The sequence below is a fragment of the Pseudomonas sp. Leaf434 genome (genome assembly GCF_001425545.1).
Classification (GTDB): domain Bacteria; phylum Pseudomonadota; class Gammaproteobacteria; order Pseudomonadales; family Pseudomonadaceae; genus Aquipseudomonas; species Aquipseudomonas siliginis.
In genome coordinates this window covers 265,059-282,065 of record NZ_LMQZ01000001.1, presented here as the reverse complement: position 1 = coordinate 282,065, position 17,007 = coordinate 265,059, and the positions used below count along the sequence as shown (strand labels likewise).

The window sequence follows — 17,007 nt, the reverse complement described above, 5'->3', positions numbered from 1 at the left end:
CTCAGCCTCCGGTCACGGTGGGGAAAAACGCCACTTCGTCGCCATCGACCACCGGCTCGTCGAGCTGGCAGAGGTCTTCGTTACGTGCGCACATCAGGTTCTGCTCGCTCAGCACTTCGGCGCCATCACGTTGCGCCAACAGTGCGCGAACGTCATCGACGGTGGCGAAATCGCCTTCAACCGCAACCGAATCCACGCCCAGCGCTTCACGGTAGCGGGCAAAAAATTTCACGGTCAGTTTCATGGCTGCTCCGCCTGGAAGTGGCCGCTCTTGCCGCCGACTTTCTCCAGCAGACGCACGCTTTCGATGGTCATGCCCCGGTCGACGGCTTTGCACATGTCGTAAATGGTCAGGGCGGCGACGCTGGCGGCGGTCAGCGCTTCCATCTCGACGCCGGTCTGCCCGGACAGCTTGCAGCGGGCGACGATACGCACGCTGTCATCGCCTTCGGCGCTGAGTTCGACTTTGACGCCGGTGAGCATCAGCGGGTGGCACAGGGGAATCAGATCGCTGGTCTTCTTCGCCGCCTGAATTCCGGCAATGCGCGCCACGGCGAACACATCACCCTTGGGATGACCGCCGCTGACGATCATCTGCAAGGTTGCGGGGAGCATGCGCACCAGCGCTTGAGCGGTCGCTTCACGGAACGTCACGGCTTTTTCAGTGACGTCGACCATGTTGGCGCGACCTTGGGAATCGAGATGAGTCAGCACGGGATTACTCCTGATCAGGAGCGTGGATTGTAAACCTGTGGGTCAGATATCCGCATCACTGATTATGAAATCACCGTTGCCCCCTGTGGGAGCGAGCCTGCTCGCGAAAGCGGATTCAGATTCACTATAGATGTCGACTGATAAACCGCATTCGCGAGCAGGCTCGCTCCCACAGGAGATATGCATTTATCCATAAAAAAACCGGGCGGCTTTAAGGGCCGCCCGGTTCTGGGTGAAAGGTTACAGATGCGATTCGGCGTATTCGGCCAGGATCGAGCGAGGCACCCCTTGCAGGGTGATGTGCACACCGTTGGGGAAGTCCTTGAAACGTTCGGTCAGGTAGGTCAGCCCGGAGCTGGTCGCGGACAGGTAAGGGGTGTCGATCTGCGCCAGGTTGCCCAGGCACACCACTTTGGAACCGGCGCCGGCACGGGTGATGATGGTTTTCATCTGGTGCGGCGTGAGGTTCTGGCATTCGTCGATCAGGATCAGGCTCTGCTGGAAGCTGCGACCGCGAATGTAGTTGAGCGATTTGAACTGCAACGGCACTTTGCTGAGGATGTAGTCGACGCTGCCATGGGTGTTTTCGTCATCCATGTGCAAGGCTTCGAGGTTGTCGGTGATGGCGCCCAGCCAAGGCTCCATTTTTTCCGCTTCGGTGCCGGGCAGGAAGCCGATTTCCTGGTCCAGACCCTGCACGCTGCGGGTGGCGATGATGCGGCGATAACGTTTGCTGACCATGGTCTGCTCGATCGCAGCGGCCAGCGCCAGAATGGTTTTACCGGACCCGGCGGCGCCGGACAGGTTGACCAGATGAATGTCCGGGTCAAGCAACGCGTACAGCGCCAGACTCTGATAGATGTCGCGCGGCTTCAGCCCCCAGGCCTCTTGATGCAGCAGTGGCTCCTGGTGCAGGTCGAGGATCAGCAGGCGGTCTTCCTGGATTTCCTTGATCCAGCCAACAAAGCCCTGCTCGTCGATGATGAACTCGTTGATGTGCACGGCCGGCAGGTTATCGATCAGTTGCACCTGATGCCAGGTGCGGCCGTGGTCCTGACGGGTTTCGACCTTGCTCACGCGGTCCCAGAAGGAGCCGGTCATGTTGTGGTAGCCGTTGGGCAGCAGGGACACGTCATCGACCAATTGGTCGGTGCTGTAGTCCTCGGCGTCGATCCCACAGGCGCGCGCCTTGAGGCGCATGTTGATGTCTTTGGTGACCAGCACCACCGGTTTTTGCGGATCGCGGGTATGCAGATCAATCAGTTGGTTGATGATTTTGTTGTCGTTCAGATGTTCGGGCAGAATCAGGTTCGACTCGGCCTGCTTGCTCATCAGAATTGACAGCAAGCCCTTCGGCCCGCCCTTGCCACGCTGGATCGGCACGCCCAGCTCAACGTCTTCAGGGGACGCATCGCCCAGGGTCTTGTCGATCAGGCGGATCGCCTGGCGGCATTCGGCGGCCACGCTGTGATGGCCGCTCTTGAGCTTGTCCAGCTCTTCCAGCACGGTCATCGGGATGGCGACGTGGTGTTCTTCGAAATTCAGCAGGGCATTTGGATCGTGAATCAATACGTTGGTATCGAGTACATACAGGATTGGCTGGTTGGAGGAAGGGCTGCGTCCGTGATCATCCATACTCGGTCACCTTTGTGGGAGCCATTCGACGCAATACCGTGACAGTGCTGCGCCTCGAGGTGACTGCCGAATTCATCCACGAGGGCCTGGATGAACTGCACACAATAGGAGTCTGGGAAGACGCCACCTGTGTTGCAGGTTTCGGCGGTCTGTCTTCGTAATACTCCAAAACCGATGACATAAAAAAGCTCTTTGACGGTTTTTTTAAGTTTATTTTGCAGAGTGACGAAAAGCCCTTGGCGGACTCCCCGTACCCCGCTAAAGTCGGAAGTCCGCCTGCATCGAATTCCTCCTGAAAATCACCCCAAGTCCAATGTTTACGGGCTTGTTCTCATTTCTCAACGAAACGCGTCCTGACAGTCTTCCCAGCCGATGCCGCTCTGCGCAGTCTGGGTGATCAGCCACGGCAGGGACGTCTTCACCGCATCCTGTTTCATGTTGAAATTGATCACCCCGTGCCGCCACAGCAGCATCAGGGTCAGCACCCGCTGCGCGCTTGCCGGGCCTTTGAGCTTGCCGGCACCGTCCTGGGCATCGATGTCCCACAGCGCCACTTGCAGGCCCTGGCTATTGAAGAAACCTTGTGCGTCACTGCGGCGCTGGCCATCCGGCGGACGGAACAGCGGCACGTAGTTTTCCGGCAGTTTGTTCTTCACCAGATCGGCGCTGCGCCGCACCGAATCCTGCCAGTCCTGCCAATGGCTGTGGGAGCGGAACTCCCAGCCCTGCACGCCTACGCATTGCCGGGAAAAACTCGCCTGCAGGCTGCTGACCGAACGGCCGGTGAGTCGCGCCTGAATATCCTTGCCCAGGACAAAGAACGTTGCGCTCAGATTCGATTTTCGCAGGTACTCGGTCAGCCAGTCGGTGTTGTCCGGTTGCACGTTGGCGGCGCTGTCGAAGGTCAGCAGAAACAGCCGGTCGTGCATGTCGTCGCCGTTGCGCTCGTAGTCGCCGAAACGATCGAATTCGTTACTGGTTTGCGGTGACAGCGCGGCCTTGCGCATCAGCTCGTCGAGGTACTGCAAATGGAAGATCCGGCTCGGCTCGGCCCACTTGGTGTAATAGCTGTCGTCGCTGACGACGAACTTGGCCGCCTGCTCGCGCAGGGTCGGCAGGTCTTCGACGAGGAAGCAGAACGAGGCGTCCTGATCGCAGCTTTGCTGGGCGTGGTTGTAGTTGGCGAGCAAGCGCTGCCAGAGGCGCTGGCGCAGCTGATTGACCGCATCGATATTGACCGTGCGCAGGCCCAGGCGCTGGGCCAGTGCCGCCTCGTCGATGGACTCGGTGCCGAGCAGGCCGCGAGCGAACATGAGGATTTCCGCCCGCGACGCGACGTCGAACAGGGTCGGATTGCTGAGCTGCTCCGGCCAGGTCGTGCGATCCAGCGTCGCCGCATCACCGGGCGCCGCCATGGCGCCGAAGCTCAGCAGCCACGAGGTGAATAAAAGAACAATGCGCAAAGGGATGTCTCCATAACAAAACCCGCGCGGCACTATAGCTGATGTGCAAGATTCAAGGTCGTCACCCTCATCCCAGCCCTCTCCCAGAGGGAGAGGGAGCTGACCGAGCGGTTCTTTCGATATCCGTCTACCTGAGCTATCGAGTCGAACTCAAATTTGAAGCCAGCGAACATCGGCCCCCTCTCCCTCTGGGAGAGGGCTGGGGTGAGGGTAAAATCCACCAACCGTCGCAAATCCCGGCACTTGCACCGACCTATAACCCCCATAGCTGGAGTCAACACGGACAACCCCCTAGAATCGCCCCCACGATTAAAGGAGACGACTTCATGCTGATGGTGATTTCCCCCGCCAAGACCCTCGACTATGAAACACCGCCGGCGACCCAGCGCTTTACCCACCCGCAGTACCTCGACCATTCCCAGGAATTGATCCAGCAGTTGCGCGAGCTGAGTCCGGCGCAGATCAGCGAGTTGATGCACGTGTCCGACAAAATCGGTGGCCTCAACGCCGCGCGTTTCGGCAGTTGGACCCCCAACTTCACCCCGGAAAACGCCAAGCAGGCGCTGCTCGCCTTCAAGGGTGACGTGTATACCGGCCTCGACGCTCAGTCCTTCAGCGAGGCGCAATTCGATTACGCGCAAAAGCACTTGCGCATGCTCTCCGGCCTTTATGGCCTGCTGCGGCCGCTGGACCTGATGCAACCCTATCGCCTGGAAATGGGCACCAAACTGGCCAACGGCCGTGGCAAGGATCTGTATGCGTTCTGGGGTACGCGCATCAGCGAGTGGCTGAATGAAGCGCTGGCCGATCAGGGCGATGACGTACTGCTCAACCTTGCATCCAACGAATACTTTTCTGCGGTCAAGCGCAGCGCGTTGAAGGCGCGGATCATCAATACCGAGTTCAAGGATCAGAAGAACGGCCAGTACAAGATCATCAGTTTCTACGCGAAGAAAGCGCGCGGCCTGATGAGCCGTTTTGTGATCCAGGAACGCATCAACGACCCGGCTCAGCTCAAGCAATTCGATGTACAGGGTTATCGCTACAGCGCCGAACAATCGAAACCTGACAATCTGGTGTTTTTGCGCGACCACGCCCCGGAATAAAGCATGCCCTTTGCACGACTCTTTTCCTCCAGAGTCGTGCAGTCCGCCCGAAGTCAAAATTCCCCCGCTGCATATCGCCAAATTCATGGCGCCAATAAAACCACACACTCTTTTCTAATTTTAGTTTCACTCGACACTGAAGTTTTTTTTCAGTAGTGGCACTTAAATTTTTTACCCGTAGTGGCACAAAAATATCGACCCCGGTTTCGCCCCGATAACTAAAGGGCGAAATCGTTAGTGCTATCAGTTTGCACCCAGTGCCATCTTCATCAATATTTCAAAAAATTTCGGCTAGCACGATGAGCGGGCTGGAACTATGTCCAAATGCGTTGCTCATACCACCGGTAACGATTCTCGCCGAGTTTGTACGAGATAACTTACGCAGAGCTGATAGCCATGTAACCAAGTTGTCACAGCAACTTGCCTGAGTGACTAACTAGTCTCAAAACAATCGAAGGACAGGAGATACGCACCATTAATATCCCCTACAAAGGCCAAGGCCGCGCCCCTATAAACGTGCTCGCCTGAGCACCTAACTGCTTGATTTACCGGCCCCCTACCGGACGTCGAGCAGGCTACACGACTGCACTAGAGTCTTCCCGCACGGAAGATCGGCTGCATAACAGGGCAAGTCATAACAACAAGGCCTAGTTGCGCACATCTTGAGTGCACTTATTAGACACTCGGAACTTTGTATGCCTGCACACGGCATTGTGGCGCCTGTAAGCCGCACTTCCGAGTGCACTAGTGACCGCTGAACACCATTAACTCCGGCCTTCTAAGGCCTGATATATACAGAGGTAATTGCGATGCGCATCAGCATATTTGGTTTGGGTTACGTTGGCGCAGTATGTGCCGGTTGCCTGTCTGCACGGGGCCATGACGTAGTTGGCGTCGATGTTGCCAAAGACAAGATCGACATGATTAACGCCGGCAAATCGCCGATCGTTGAACCGGGCCTGGGTGAACTGTTGCAACAGGGTATCCAGACCGGTCGTCTGCGCGGCACGACCAACTTCGCCGAGGCGATTCGTGATACCGACCTGTCGATGATCTGCGTCGGCACGCCAAGCAAAAAGAACGGCGACCTGGAACTGAACTACATCGAGGCCGTGTGCCGCGAGATCGGTTTTGTCCTGCGTGAAAAAACCACCCGCCACACCATCGTCGTGCGCAGCACCGTGCTGCCAGGCACCGTGGCCAACGTGGTCATCCCGATTCTGGAAGACTGCTCGGGCAAGAAAGCCGGCGTCGATTTCGGCGTTGCGGTCAACCCGGAATTCCTCCGCGAATCCACCGCCATCGCTGACTACGATCAGCCACCGATGACCGTTATCGGCGAGTTCGATACCGCCTCGGGCGACGTTCTGCACTCGCTGTACGAAGAACTCGACGCACCGATCATCCGCAAGGACATCGCCGTTGCCGAGATGATCAAGTACACCTGCAACGTCTGGCACGCGACCAAAGTGACCTTCGCCAACGAGATCGGTAACATCGCCAAAGCCGTCGGCGTCGATGGTCGTGAAGTGATGGAAGTGGTCTGCCAGGACAAGACCCTGAACCTGTCCCAGTACTACATGCGTCCGGGCTTCGCCTTCGGCGGCTCGTGCCTGCCCAAAGACGTACGTGCGCTGACCTACCGCGCCGGTTCCCTGGACGTCGAAGCACCGCTGCTCAACTCGCTGATGCGCAGTAACGAATCGCAAGTGCAGAACGCTTTCGACATCGTTGAAAGCCATGAAAAACGCAAAGTCGCCCTGCTCGGTCTGAGCTTCAAGGCCGGCACCGACGACCTGCGCGAAAGCCCGCTGGTCGAACTGGCGGAAATGCTGATCGGCAAGGGTTACGACCTGAGCATCTACGACAGCAACGTCGAATACGCCCGTGTCCACGGTGCGAACAAGGACTACATCGAATCGAAGATTCCGCACGTATCGTCCCTGCTCAACTCCGACTTCGACTCGGTGATCGACAACTCCGACGTGATCATCCTCGGCAACCGCGACGAGAAATTCCGTTCGCTGGCCCAGGAAGCGCCGCAGGGCAAGCAAGTCATCGACCTGGTGGGCTTCATGTCCAAGGCCACCAGCGCCGGTAGCCGCACCGAAGGCATTTGCTGGTAAGGCAAGCCTCAAGCTTCAAGCCGCAAGCAAAAGCAACACGCTTGCGGCTTGAAGCCTCCATCACCTTCGGATGACGGTTATGACCAAGCTCAAACATTTTTTTCTGCAATCAGCCGGCTGGCTTTTTTATCTCAGTCTGCTGATGGGCCTGGCCTTGATGCTGCCCACGTCCACATTCGACTCCGAGTCGAAGGACTTCATTTTCCTGATTGGCGCCGTGGGTATCTGGCGCTACTCGATGGGTGCAACGCACTTTGTGCGCGGCATGATTTTTCTCTACATCGTTTACCCGCACCTGCGTCGCAAAGTACGCAAGCTGGGTAAAGCGGCCGATCCGTCGCATGTGTTTCTGATGGTCACCAGCTTTCGTATTGACGCGCTGACAACCGCGCAGGTCTACAGCTCGGTGATCCGCGAAGCCATCGACTGCGAACTGCCGACCACCATTGTCTGCTCGATCGTGGAAATGTCCGACGAGCTGCTGGTCAAGGCGCTGTGGGCACGGATGAATCCGCCGGAGCGGGTCAAGCTCGACTTCGTACGAATTCCCGGCACCGGCAAGCGCGATGGTCTGGCCTTCGGTTTCCGCGCGATCTCCCGTCACCTGCCGGACGACCGTGCCGTGGTGGCCGTGATCGACGGCGACACCGTGCTCGGCGAAGGCGTCGTGCGCAAGACCGTGCCGTGGTTCCAGCTGTTCGGCAATGTCGGCGGCCTGACCACCAACGAGTTCTGCGAAGTGCGCGGCGGTTACATCATGAGCGAATGGCACAAGCTGCGTTTCGCCCAGCGCCACATCAACATGTGCTCGATGGCCCTGTCCAAGCGCGTACTGACCATGACCGGTCGGATGTCGGTTTTCAAAGCCTCCGTGGTGACCAATCCGGAGTTCATCGCCGACGTTGAAAGCGACTCGCTGCAACACTGGCGTCTGGGCCGCTTCAAGTTCCTGACCGGCGACGACAAGTCGAGCTGGTTCAGCCTGATGCGCCTGGGTTACGACACCTTCTACGTGCCGGATGCCGCGATCAACACCGTTGAACATCCGCCGGAAAAGAGCTTCATCAAGGCCAGCCGCAAGCTGATGTTCCGCTGGTACGGCAACAACCTGCGCCAGAACTCGCGTGCACTGGGTCTGGGTATCCGCCGCCTCGGCGCGTTCACCTCGGTGGTGCTGTTCGACCAGCGCGTGTCGATGTGGACTTCGCTGCTCGGCCTGACCGTCGCACTGATCGCCAGCTTCAAGTACGGCACCGCGTTCATCCTCGTGTACCTGCTGTGGATCGGTATCACCCGCCTGATCCTGACGCTGTTGCTGTCGTGTTCCGGTCACCGCATCGGCCCTGCTTACCCGGCGATTCTGTATTACAACCAGATCGTTGGCGCCCTGGTGAAGATCTACGTGTTCTTCCGCCTCGACCAACAATCCTGGACTCGCCAGCCCACATCCCTGACCCGTGATCTCGCCAGCTTTCAACGTTGGTTCAACACCTGGTCGTCTCGGACCATGACCTTCTCCGCCGGCAGCATTTTTGTCGCCGTGCTGCTGATGATGGTCTGACCCGCTCCTATTGAATTAACAAGGAAATCGCCCCTATGAATACCGCCGTCAACGTCAACGTAGTGCATGAATCCGAAGCCCAGCGCCAGCACGCTCGCGTGAAAATCCCGGCCAAACTGCGTTTCTTCGGCCCTGACCGGACTCCGCTCGAAGCGCGGGTCCTCGATCTGTCGGCTGGCGGTCTGGCGTTCAACGCCGGGCAGATGCCACTGACCATCGGCGAGGTGTACAAGGCGCGTCTGCAATTTGTCATCGACAACCTCGGCCTGGCCATGGACGTTGAACTGCAGGTGCGTTCCTTTGACCGCGCCACCGGCCGCGCCGGCTGCCAGTTCCAGAACCTCGAGCCGCAGGACATTTCCACCCTGCGCCACCTGATCACTTCGCACCTGGCCGGCGACATCGTCAGCATCGGCGAAGTGCTGGCGACCCTGCAGCGCGACAACTTCACAAAGGCGCGCAAGAACAAGACCAACGACACCGGCATGACCCCGTTTGGCCGTCTGAAAGCCGTGACCTTCAGCGCCGGTATTTTCGCTGTTGGTCTGGTCGCTGCCGGTTTCATCTTCAAGTCGGTGTACGGCATGTACTTCGTCAGCCACGCGCAGGCCGGTCTGGTCAGCGTGCCGGGGATGAACATCACCATGCCGCGTGACGGCACCGTACAGAGCCTGGTCAAGTCCGACGGCGTTGCCGCCAAAGGCGCACCGCTGGCGACCTTCAGCACCAGCATGCTCGACGTGCTCAAGGGCCATCTGGCCGAAGACCAACTGGCCCCGGCCAAGGTTGAAGAACTGTTCGGCAAGCAAATGACCGGCACCCTGACTTCGCCGTGCGACTGCACCGTGGCCCAGCAACTGGTGGCTGACGGGCAGTACGCGAGCAAGGGCGACGTGATCTTCCAGTTGGTGCCGCGCAACACCCAGGCCAACGTTGAAGCACGCTTCTCCTATCGCCAGTTCGGCGACGTGCGCCCGGGCACCCCGGTGAGCTTCCAGATCGCCGGCGAAGACAAGACCCGCACCGGCAAGATCGTCAGCAGCACGAGCCTGAAGAGCGCCGACCTGTCCTCCGACATCCGCGTGCAGATCCAGCCTGACGAGCCGCTCGACAGCAGCCTGGCCGGCCGCCCGGTTGAAGTGAACAGCGACCGTGGCCCGAACCTGAACTGGCTGATCGACAAAGCCATGGCAGCCGGTCTTTAAGTCGAGGACATGCCTGTGACTACGCATAACTTGAACACACCGCCGACCCTGTGGGAGCGAGCCTGCTCGCGAAAGGGCCAGCGCGGTTTGTCTGAAGTACCGAGTCGACTGCTTCGCGAGCAGGCTCGCTCCCACATGGGATTGATGGTGTGCTCGCTGGCACTGGCAGTTTCTCTGGCCGGTTGCGCCGGGCTGCCCGATCAGCGTCTGGCCAACGAAGCGCTCAAGCGTGGCGACACTGCCACCGCTGCGCAGAATTACCAGCAACTGGCCGATCTGGGTTACAGCGAGGCGCAAGTCGGCCTGGCCGATATCCAGGTCGACAGCCGTGACCCGGCGCAGATGAAACAGGCCGAGGCGACTTACCGCGCAGCGGCCAGCGTGTCGCCGCGTGCCCAGGCACGTCTCGGTCGTTTGCTGGTGGCCAAGCCGGGCTCCACCGAAGCCGAGCACCACGAAGCCGAAACCCTGCTGAAAAAAGCCGCCGCCAATGGCGAAGGCAACACGTTGATCCCGCTGGCGATGCTGTACCTGCAATACCCGCACAGCTTCCCCAACATCAACGCGCAGCAGCAGATCGATCAGTGGCGCAAGTCGGGCTACCCGGAAGCGGGTCTGGCGCAGGTGCTGCTGTATCGCACCCAGGGCACTTACGACCAGCATCTGGATGACGTGGAAAAGATCTGCAAGGCCGCGCTCAATACCACCGACATCTGCTACGTCGAACTGGCCACCGTCTACCAGAAACGTGGCCAGGCGGACCAACAGGCCGAGCTGATCAAGCAGATGCAGGCCGGTTACAGCCGTGGCACCGTCACCGCGCAGCGTGTCGACTCCGTAGCCCGCGTGCTGGCCGATTCGACCCTGGGCAAGACTGACGAAAAAACCGCGCAGGCGCTGCTCGAGCCGATCGCTCCGGGCTACCCGGCGTCGTGGGTCACCCTCGCCCAACTGCTTTACGACTTCCCCGAACTGGGCGACGTCGACCAGATGATGAAGTACCTGGACAACGGTCGCGCTGCCGACCAGCCGCGCGCCGAACTGCTGCTGGGCAAGGTCTACTACGAAGGCAAAATGGTCCCGGCCGACGCGAAAGTCGCCGAGGAACACTTCCAGAAAGCCGTTGGCCGCGAAGTGGCCGCCGATTACTACCTCGGCCAGATCTACCGTCGTGGCTACCTGGGCAAGGTCTATCCGCAGAAGGCTCTGGACCACCTGCTGACCGCTGCGCGCAACGGCCAGAACAGTGCCGACTTCGCCATCGCCCAGTTGTTCTCGCAAGGCAAGGGCACCAAGCCCGACCCGCTGAATGCCTACGTGTTCAGCCAGTTGGCCAAGGCCCAGAACACCCCGCAAGCCGATGAACTGGCAGCGACCCTCGAGGCGCAATTGCCGCCCGAGCGCTTGCCCGAAGCCCGCCGCCTGTTGCAACAGGAACAGGCCAGCCGTGGCGCCCTGAACTCGAACACGCTGCAACTGCACGCCCTGCAAGAAGAAGACGGCGAGGAAAAACTATGAAGCTGAACCCATTCGTGAAGGCCGGTATTGGCCTCACCTTCGCGCTGCTCTGGTCTTGCCCGACACTGGCTGCGATGACTGAAACCAAGAATTTCGGTCTGGAAGTGAAACTCACCGGCCAGTCCGAAGACGACCGTGACCTCGGCACTGCCGGCGGCGGCGACGTCAATGGCGTGGGCCTCGACCTGCGTCCGTGGATCTACGGCGAAAGCGGCGCGTGGAGCGCCTACGCGATGGGTCAGGCCGTGACCTCGACCGACATCATCGAAACCGACACCCTGCAACAATCGGACGGCGAACAAGCCACCGACAACAGTGATCGCAAAACCAAGAAGAACTACCTGGCGATGCGCGAGTTCTGGGTCGGCTACAGCGGCCTCACCCCGTACCCGGGCGAGATGCTCAAGTTCGGTCGCCAGCGTCTGCGCAATGACGACGGCCAATGGCGTGACACCAACATCGAAGCGCTGAACTGGACCTTCGACACCACCCTGCTGCGGGCCAATGCCGGTGTTGCCGAGCGTTTCAGCGAATACCGCACCGACTTGAAAGAGCTGGCGCCGAAAGACAAGGATCGCCTGCACGCCTACGCCGACGCTGCTTACCAGTGGACACCGGGCCAGTGGGTCGGCATTCGCGGCCACCACACTCACGATGACGGCAAACTCGATTACGCCGAGCCGGGCGTCCCGCGCGACTCGCTGGACAAGACCGAGAACGGCGACATCAGCTGGATCGGCCTGACCGCTGACAGCGACGCCTACAACTGGCGCAACACCAACACCGTCAACTACTGGGGCAGCATCACCGGCATGAGCGGCGACCGCGACACGGTCAACGCGCTGAACGCCGACGGCACGCGCCCGACACAAGCCAAGCGCAGCGATGACATCAGCGGCTGGGCAGCCGACGTCGGCGTACGTCTGCGCCTCGATCCGCAGTGGCAAGTCGGCGGTGCCTACGCCCGCGCCAGTGCCGATTACGAACAGAACGGTCTGGAGAGCAACCGCTCCAACTACACCGGTACCCGCTCGCGCGTGCACCGTTTCGGCGAAGCGTTCCGTGGCGAAATGAACAACATGCAGACCGCCACCCTGTTCGGTTCGTGGATGGTCAACGACGAGTACGACGCCAGCCTGATCTACCACAAGTTCTGGCGTGTCGACGGCAACAAGCCGGTCGGCAGCAACGGCATCAATGCGGTGGAAAACAACACCGACGACGTCACCGGCGCAATCCTCTCCAGCACATCCTTGCCGCTTGAAGATGGCAACAAGGACCTGGGTCAGGAAATGGACCTGGTCGTCACCAAGTACTTCAAGCAAGGCCTGTTGCCGGCGGCGTTGAGCCAGTCGATCGACGAGCCTTCGGCACTGGTGCGATTCCGTGGCGGTGTGTTCAAACCGGGCGATGCCTACGGCAGCCAGGTTGATTCCTACATGCACCGCGCATTCATTGACGTGATCTGGCGCTTCTGATGCAAACCGCCAAGGGAGTGCCCGACATGATCAGCACCAGAACAGGCTCACTCAGCCTGCTGGCCGGCGCGATGCTGCTGGCCAGCGCCGGCGCCTTCGCCAATGTTGAACCGGCGAAACCTGCGACCGTGGCCAAGGAACTGCAACAGGCCAAGACCTACACCGTCAGCAGCGCGCCGACCGACGCACTGAAACTGGCCAAGCCGACACTGCCCGACCTGTCCGGCTTCACCGCCGAAGCCGCTGCCGCGAAGATCGTGCGCAGCAAACCGGGCAAGATCAGTGTGCGCCGGATGATGCAGGAAAACGCCCTGAAGGACTTCATCGGCGGCGATAACAAGATGGCCGAATGGGTCGTGCGTCAGCACGGCATTCCGCAGGCGATCTTCATCGACGACGGCTACATGAACCTCAAGGATCTGGCGAAAAAACTGCCCAAGCAGTATTTCAGCGAGACGTCCCCGGGCGTGTACCTGGCCAAATTGCCGATCGTGGTCGGCGAGAAAGGCATCCTCGAAATCGATGGTCAGACCCAGGAACTGCGCCTGTCCCAAGAGGCCGGTTCGTTCCTGGTCAATGACGGCAAACTGTTCGTGCGTGACACCAAAGTCACCGGCTGGCGCGAGAAGGACAACGGCCCGGCAACCTTCCGTTCGCCGAAGGAATTCCGTCCGTTCCTGCTCGCCTGGGGCGGCACCGAGACCTACATCGTCAACAGCAAGATGGCCAGTTTCGGTTACGCCAACAGTAAGTCGTACGGGGTGAGTATTTCCCAGTACACGCCGAACATGGCCAAGGTCCTCAAGCGCCCGGAACCGACCGGCTGGATCGTCGGCTCCGAGTTCTCGGACATGTGGTACGGCTTCTACTGCTACGAAACCAGCGACTTTGTGGTCAAGGGCAACACCTACAAAGACAACATCGTCTACGGCATCGACCCGCATGACCGCTCGCACCGTCTGATCATTGCCGAGAACACCGTTCACGGCACGAAGAAGAAGCACGGGATCATCATTTCCCGTGAGGTCAACGACAGCTTCATCTTCAACAACAAGAGTTTCGACAACAAATTGTCGGGCCTGGTGATCGACCGTAACAGCGTCAACAACATCATTGCCTACAACGAGATCTACAAGAACCACACCGACGGCATCACGCTCTACGAGTCTGCCGACAACCTGCTGTGGGGCAACAAGGTCATCAGCAATACCCGTCACGGCATTCGTATTCGTAACAGCGTGAACATCCGCCTCTACGAAAACGTTGCCATGACCAACGGCCTGACCGGTATCTACGGCCACATCAAGGACCTGACCGACACCGACCGTGACATCAAGCTCGACCCGTTCGACGCGCAGGTCTCGCTGATCGTCGTCGGCGGCGAGCTGGCGGCCAATGGCAGCGGTCCGCTGTCGATCGACTCGCCGCTGAGTGTCGAGCTGTATCGCGTGTCGATGCTGGCGCCGACCAAGTCCAGCGGGATCAGCTTCAACGGCATCCTCGGCGAGCGCCAGGATGAAATTCTCGATCTGTTGGTGCGCCAGCAGAAAGCCGTGCTGATCGACCCTGTCGAACGCCAGACCGAATTGCAGGACTGAGGATAATTTTATGCACCCACACATGATCAAACTGCTCAGCCTCTCGGCCCTGACTCTCGGCATTCTCGCTGCCGGCAACGCCCGCGCCGACGCTGACGGCGCAAGCGTCACGCCACCGAAGTTCACCGCCGAGCCGTGCTGCAACCTGTGCCCGGCGGCCCATGACGCGAAGAACTACACCACGCGTTATCAGCAGAACTTCACCACCCTGGTACAGGCTCAGGGCGACTGGCTGTTCCGTACCCAGGAAGATCTGCGTACCGAGTTCAACACCACGCCGGCCGGCTACAAGCGCCTGCAACAACTGCACGATGCGTTCAAGAGCAAAGGCGTCGAGCTGGTGATCGTTTACCAGCCGACCCGTGGCCTGGTGAACCGCAACAAGCTCAACCCGCAGGAAAAAGCCGCGTTCGATTACGAGAAAGCGCTGGGCAACTACAAGACCATGCTCGGCCGTTTCGCCAAGATGGGCTACGTGGTGCCTGACCTGTCGCCACTGACCAACGAATCGCTGCCGGACACCCTGCCCGCCCACGATTTCTACTTCCGTGGCGACCAGCACTGGACACCTTACGGTGCCCAGCGCACGGCAAAAATCGTCGCCGAAAAGGTCAAGCAGATCCCGGCCTTCGCCGACATTCCCAAGCGTGAATTCGAGACCAAGCGCTCCGGGCGCATGGGCAAGACCGGCACTCTGCACAACATGGCCGGGCAACTGTGCGGCACCAGCTATGCGATCCAGTACATGGACCAGTTCACCACCGAGCCGAAAGGCGAGGCAGGCGACGGCGATCTGTTCGGCGATTCCGGCAATCCGCAGATCACCCTGGTCGGTACGTCGCACAGCGGCAAGAACTACAACTTCGCCGGCTTCCTCGAAGAAGCCATCGGCGCCGACATCCTCAACGTGGCCTTCCCCGGCGGCGGTTTCGAAGGTTCGATGCTGCAGTACCTGGGCAGCGAAGAATTCCAGAAGACCCCGCCGAAGATTCTCATCTGGGAATTCTCGCCGCTGTATCGCCTCGACCAGGAAACCATCTATCGCCAGATGATGGCGCTGCTGGATAACGGTTGCGAAGGCAAGGACGCGCAGATGTCCGCCAGCGCCACGCTGAAGCCGGGCAGCAAGCAAGAACTGCTGGTCAACAGCAAGAACCTGAACCTGCAGAACGCCAACCATCAGGTTGATATCCGCTTCGCCGACACCTCGGTGAAAACCCTGCAAGCCACCCTCTGGTACATGAACGGTCGCCACGAGGACATCAAGATCGAGAAACCGGAAACCTCCGACACCGACGGTCGTTTCGCCTTTGAGCTGCGCACGGACGAAGACTGGGCCTCGCAAAACCTGCTGGCAGTCGAAGTCCAGGGTCCTGAAGCCGGACCTGGCGCCGCGCCACAAAAAGTCGAAGCGAAAATCTGCAAACGCAACGTATTCCCGGGCGTCGGTCAACAGACCGCGCAGCTCGGGCAATGAGGTCTGCTATGCGAAATCCGAAACTGAAAAATCTGTTGGCACCGACACTCCTGAGCCTGGCGATGTTCGCCGGGGCAACTCAGGCCGCCGCGCCATTGCGTCCACCGCAGGGCTACTTCGCCCCGGTGGATAAATTCAAGACCGGCGACAAGAGCGACGGCTGCGACGCGATGCCGGCGCCATACACCGGTCCGCTGCAATTTCGCAGCAAATACGAAGGTTCGGACAAGGCCCGCGCGACGCTGAATGTGCAGTCGGAAAAAGCCTTTCGCGACACCACCAAAGACATCACCACGCTGGAGCGCGGCACCGCCAAGCGCGTCATGCAGTTCATGCGCGACGGTCGCCCGGAGCAGCTCGAATGCACGCTCAACTGGCTGACCGCATGGGCCAAGGCTGACGCGTTGATGTCCAAAGACTTCAACCACACCGGCAAGTCGATGCGCAAATGGGCACTGGGCAGCATGGCCTCGTCGTACATTCGCCTGAAGTTTTCCGACTCGCATCCGCTGGCCCAGCATCAGCAGGAAGCGCAGCTGATCGAAGCCTGGTTCAGCAAAATGGCCGATCAGGTGGTCAGCGACTGGGACAACCTGCCGCTGGAAAAAACCAACAACCACTCGTACTGGGCCGCCTGGTCGGTGATGGCCACCGCCGTCGCCACCAACCGCCGCGACCTGTTTGATTGGGCGGTGAAGGAATACAAGGTTGGCGTCAATCAAGTCGATGCCGATGGCTTCCTGCCCAACGAACTCAAGCGCCAGCAACGCGCCCTCGCCTATCACAATTACGCCCTGCCACCGTTGGCGATGATCGCCAGTTTCGCCCAGGTCAACGGTGTCGATCTGCGTCAGGAAAACAATGGCGCACTGAAGCGTCTGGGTGACCGCGTGTTGGCCGGCGTGAAGGACCCTGACGAGTTCGAAGAAAAGAACGGCAAAAAGCAGGACATGACCGACCTGAAAGAGGACATGAAATTCGCCTGGCTCGAACCGTTCTGCACGCTCTACACCTGTGCGCCGGATGTGATCGAGAAGAAGCGCGACATGCAACCGTTCAAGACTTTCCGTCTTGGCGGCGACCTGACCAAGGTCTACGACCCGTCGCATGAAAAGGGCTAAAAGCC

The 17,007-nt window shown here is 59.7% G+C and carries 13 protein-coding genes; 9 read left to right on the top strand and 4 right to left on the bottom strand.

Features of this window, described 5'->3' with window-relative positions:
• Window position 1 precedes the first annotated feature (1 nt).
• The 4 genes from ASG55_RS01200 to ASG55_RS01185 all read right to left on the bottom strand — a co-directional run bounded on the left by ASG55_RS01200 (window position 2) and on the right by ASG55_RS01185 (window position 3,764).
• A complete protein-coding gene (locus ASG55_RS01200) occupies window positions 2-244 on the bottom strand; it encodes a MoaD/ThiS family protein (protein WP_016771591.1) in 243 nt (80 codons plus the stop codon).
• The gene (gene moaC, locus ASG55_RS01195; RefSeq protein ID WP_041479492.1) at window positions 241-714 is read right to left on the bottom strand and encodes a cyclic pyranopterin monophosphate synthase MoaC; all 474 of its coding nucleotides are present in this window, start codon (window positions 712-714) and stop codon (window positions 241-243) included. Before moaC ends, ASG55_RS01200 begins: the two co-directional genes overlap by 4 nt.
• 240 nt (window positions 715-954) lie before the next feature.
• Window positions 955-2,349, bottom strand: a complete 1,395-nt coding sequence (locus ASG55_RS01190; protein WP_024011685.1) for a PhoH family protein — start codon at window positions 2,347-2,349, stop codon at window positions 955-957.
• A 338-nt stretch (window positions 2,350-2,687) separates the two neighbouring features.
• Window positions 2,688-3,764 carry a polysaccharide deacetylase family protein gene (locus ASG55_RS01185; RefSeq protein WP_404822223.1) on the bottom strand — a complete coding sequence of 359 codons (1,077 nt, stop codon included), beginning with the start codon at window positions 3,762-3,764 and terminating at the stop codon, window positions 2,688-2,690.
• Window positions 3,765-4,138: 374 nt separating this feature from the next.
• Between ASG55_RS01185 and yaaA the strand changes: the two genes are divergently transcribed.
• The 9 genes from yaaA (at window position 4,139) to ASG55_RS01140 (ending at window position 17,002) form a co-directional block, all read left to right on the top strand.
• The gene (yaaA, locus tag ASG55_RS01180; RefSeq protein ID WP_056783057.1) at window positions 4,139-4,918 is read left to right on the top strand and encodes a peroxide stress protein YaaA; all 780 of its coding nucleotides are present in this window, start codon (window positions 4,139-4,141) and stop codon (window positions 4,916-4,918) included.
• An 809-nt stretch (window positions 4,919-5,727) separates the two neighbouring features.
• Window positions 5,728-7,044, top strand: a complete 1,317-nt coding sequence (locus tag ASG55_RS01175; RefSeq protein ID WP_056783055.1) for a nucleotide sugar dehydrogenase — start codon at window positions 5,728-5,730, stop codon at window positions 7,042-7,044.
• 79 nt (window positions 7,045-7,123) lie between these two features.
• Window positions 7,124-8,605, top strand: a complete 1,482-nt coding sequence (alg8, locus tag ASG55_RS01170) for a mannuronan synthase (protein ID WP_162098720.1) — start codon at window positions 7,124-7,126, stop codon at window positions 8,603-8,605.
• 35 nt (window positions 8,606-8,640) lie between these two features.
• Entirely contained in the window at window positions 8,641-9,810 is a 1,170-nt protein-coding gene (locus ASG55_RS01165; protein WP_024011680.1) for an alginate biosynthesis protein Alg44, read from the top strand.
• Between the two features lie 9 nt (window positions 9,811-9,819).
• Window positions 9,820-11,328, top strand: coding sequence for an alginate biosynthesis TPR repeat lipoprotein AlgK (algK, locus tag ASG55_RS01160; RefSeq protein ID WP_177342702.1), 1,509 nt, complete (start codon window positions 9,820-9,822; stop codon window positions 11,326-11,328).
• Window positions 11,325-12,806: an alginate export family protein gene (locus tag ASG55_RS01155; RefSeq protein WP_056783051.1), complete on the top strand. Its 1,482-nt coding sequence runs from the start codon at window positions 11,325-11,327 to the stop codon at window positions 12,804-12,806. The genes algK and ASG55_RS01155 overlap by 4 nt, the downstream gene beginning before the upstream one ends.
• A gap of 26 nt (window positions 12,807-12,832) precedes the next feature.
• Window positions 12,833-14,404, top strand: coding sequence for a mannuronan 5-epimerase AlgG (gene algG / locus ASG55_RS01150; protein WP_051600606.1), 1,572 nt, complete (start codon window positions 12,833-12,835; stop codon window positions 14,402-14,404).
• Window positions 14,405-14,414: 10 nt separating this feature from the next.
• A complete protein-coding gene (locus ASG55_RS01145) occupies window positions 14,415-15,881 on the top strand; it encodes an alginate O-acetyltransferase (RefSeq protein WP_056783047.1) in 1,467 nt (488 codons plus the stop codon).
• 8 nt (window positions 15,882-15,889) lie between these two features.
• Window positions 15,890-17,002, top strand: a complete 1,113-nt coding sequence (locus ASG55_RS01140; RefSeq protein WP_056783046.1) for a mannuronate-specific alginate lyase — start codon at window positions 15,890-15,892, stop codon at window positions 17,000-17,002.
• Window positions 17,003-17,007 lie beyond the last annotated feature (5 nt).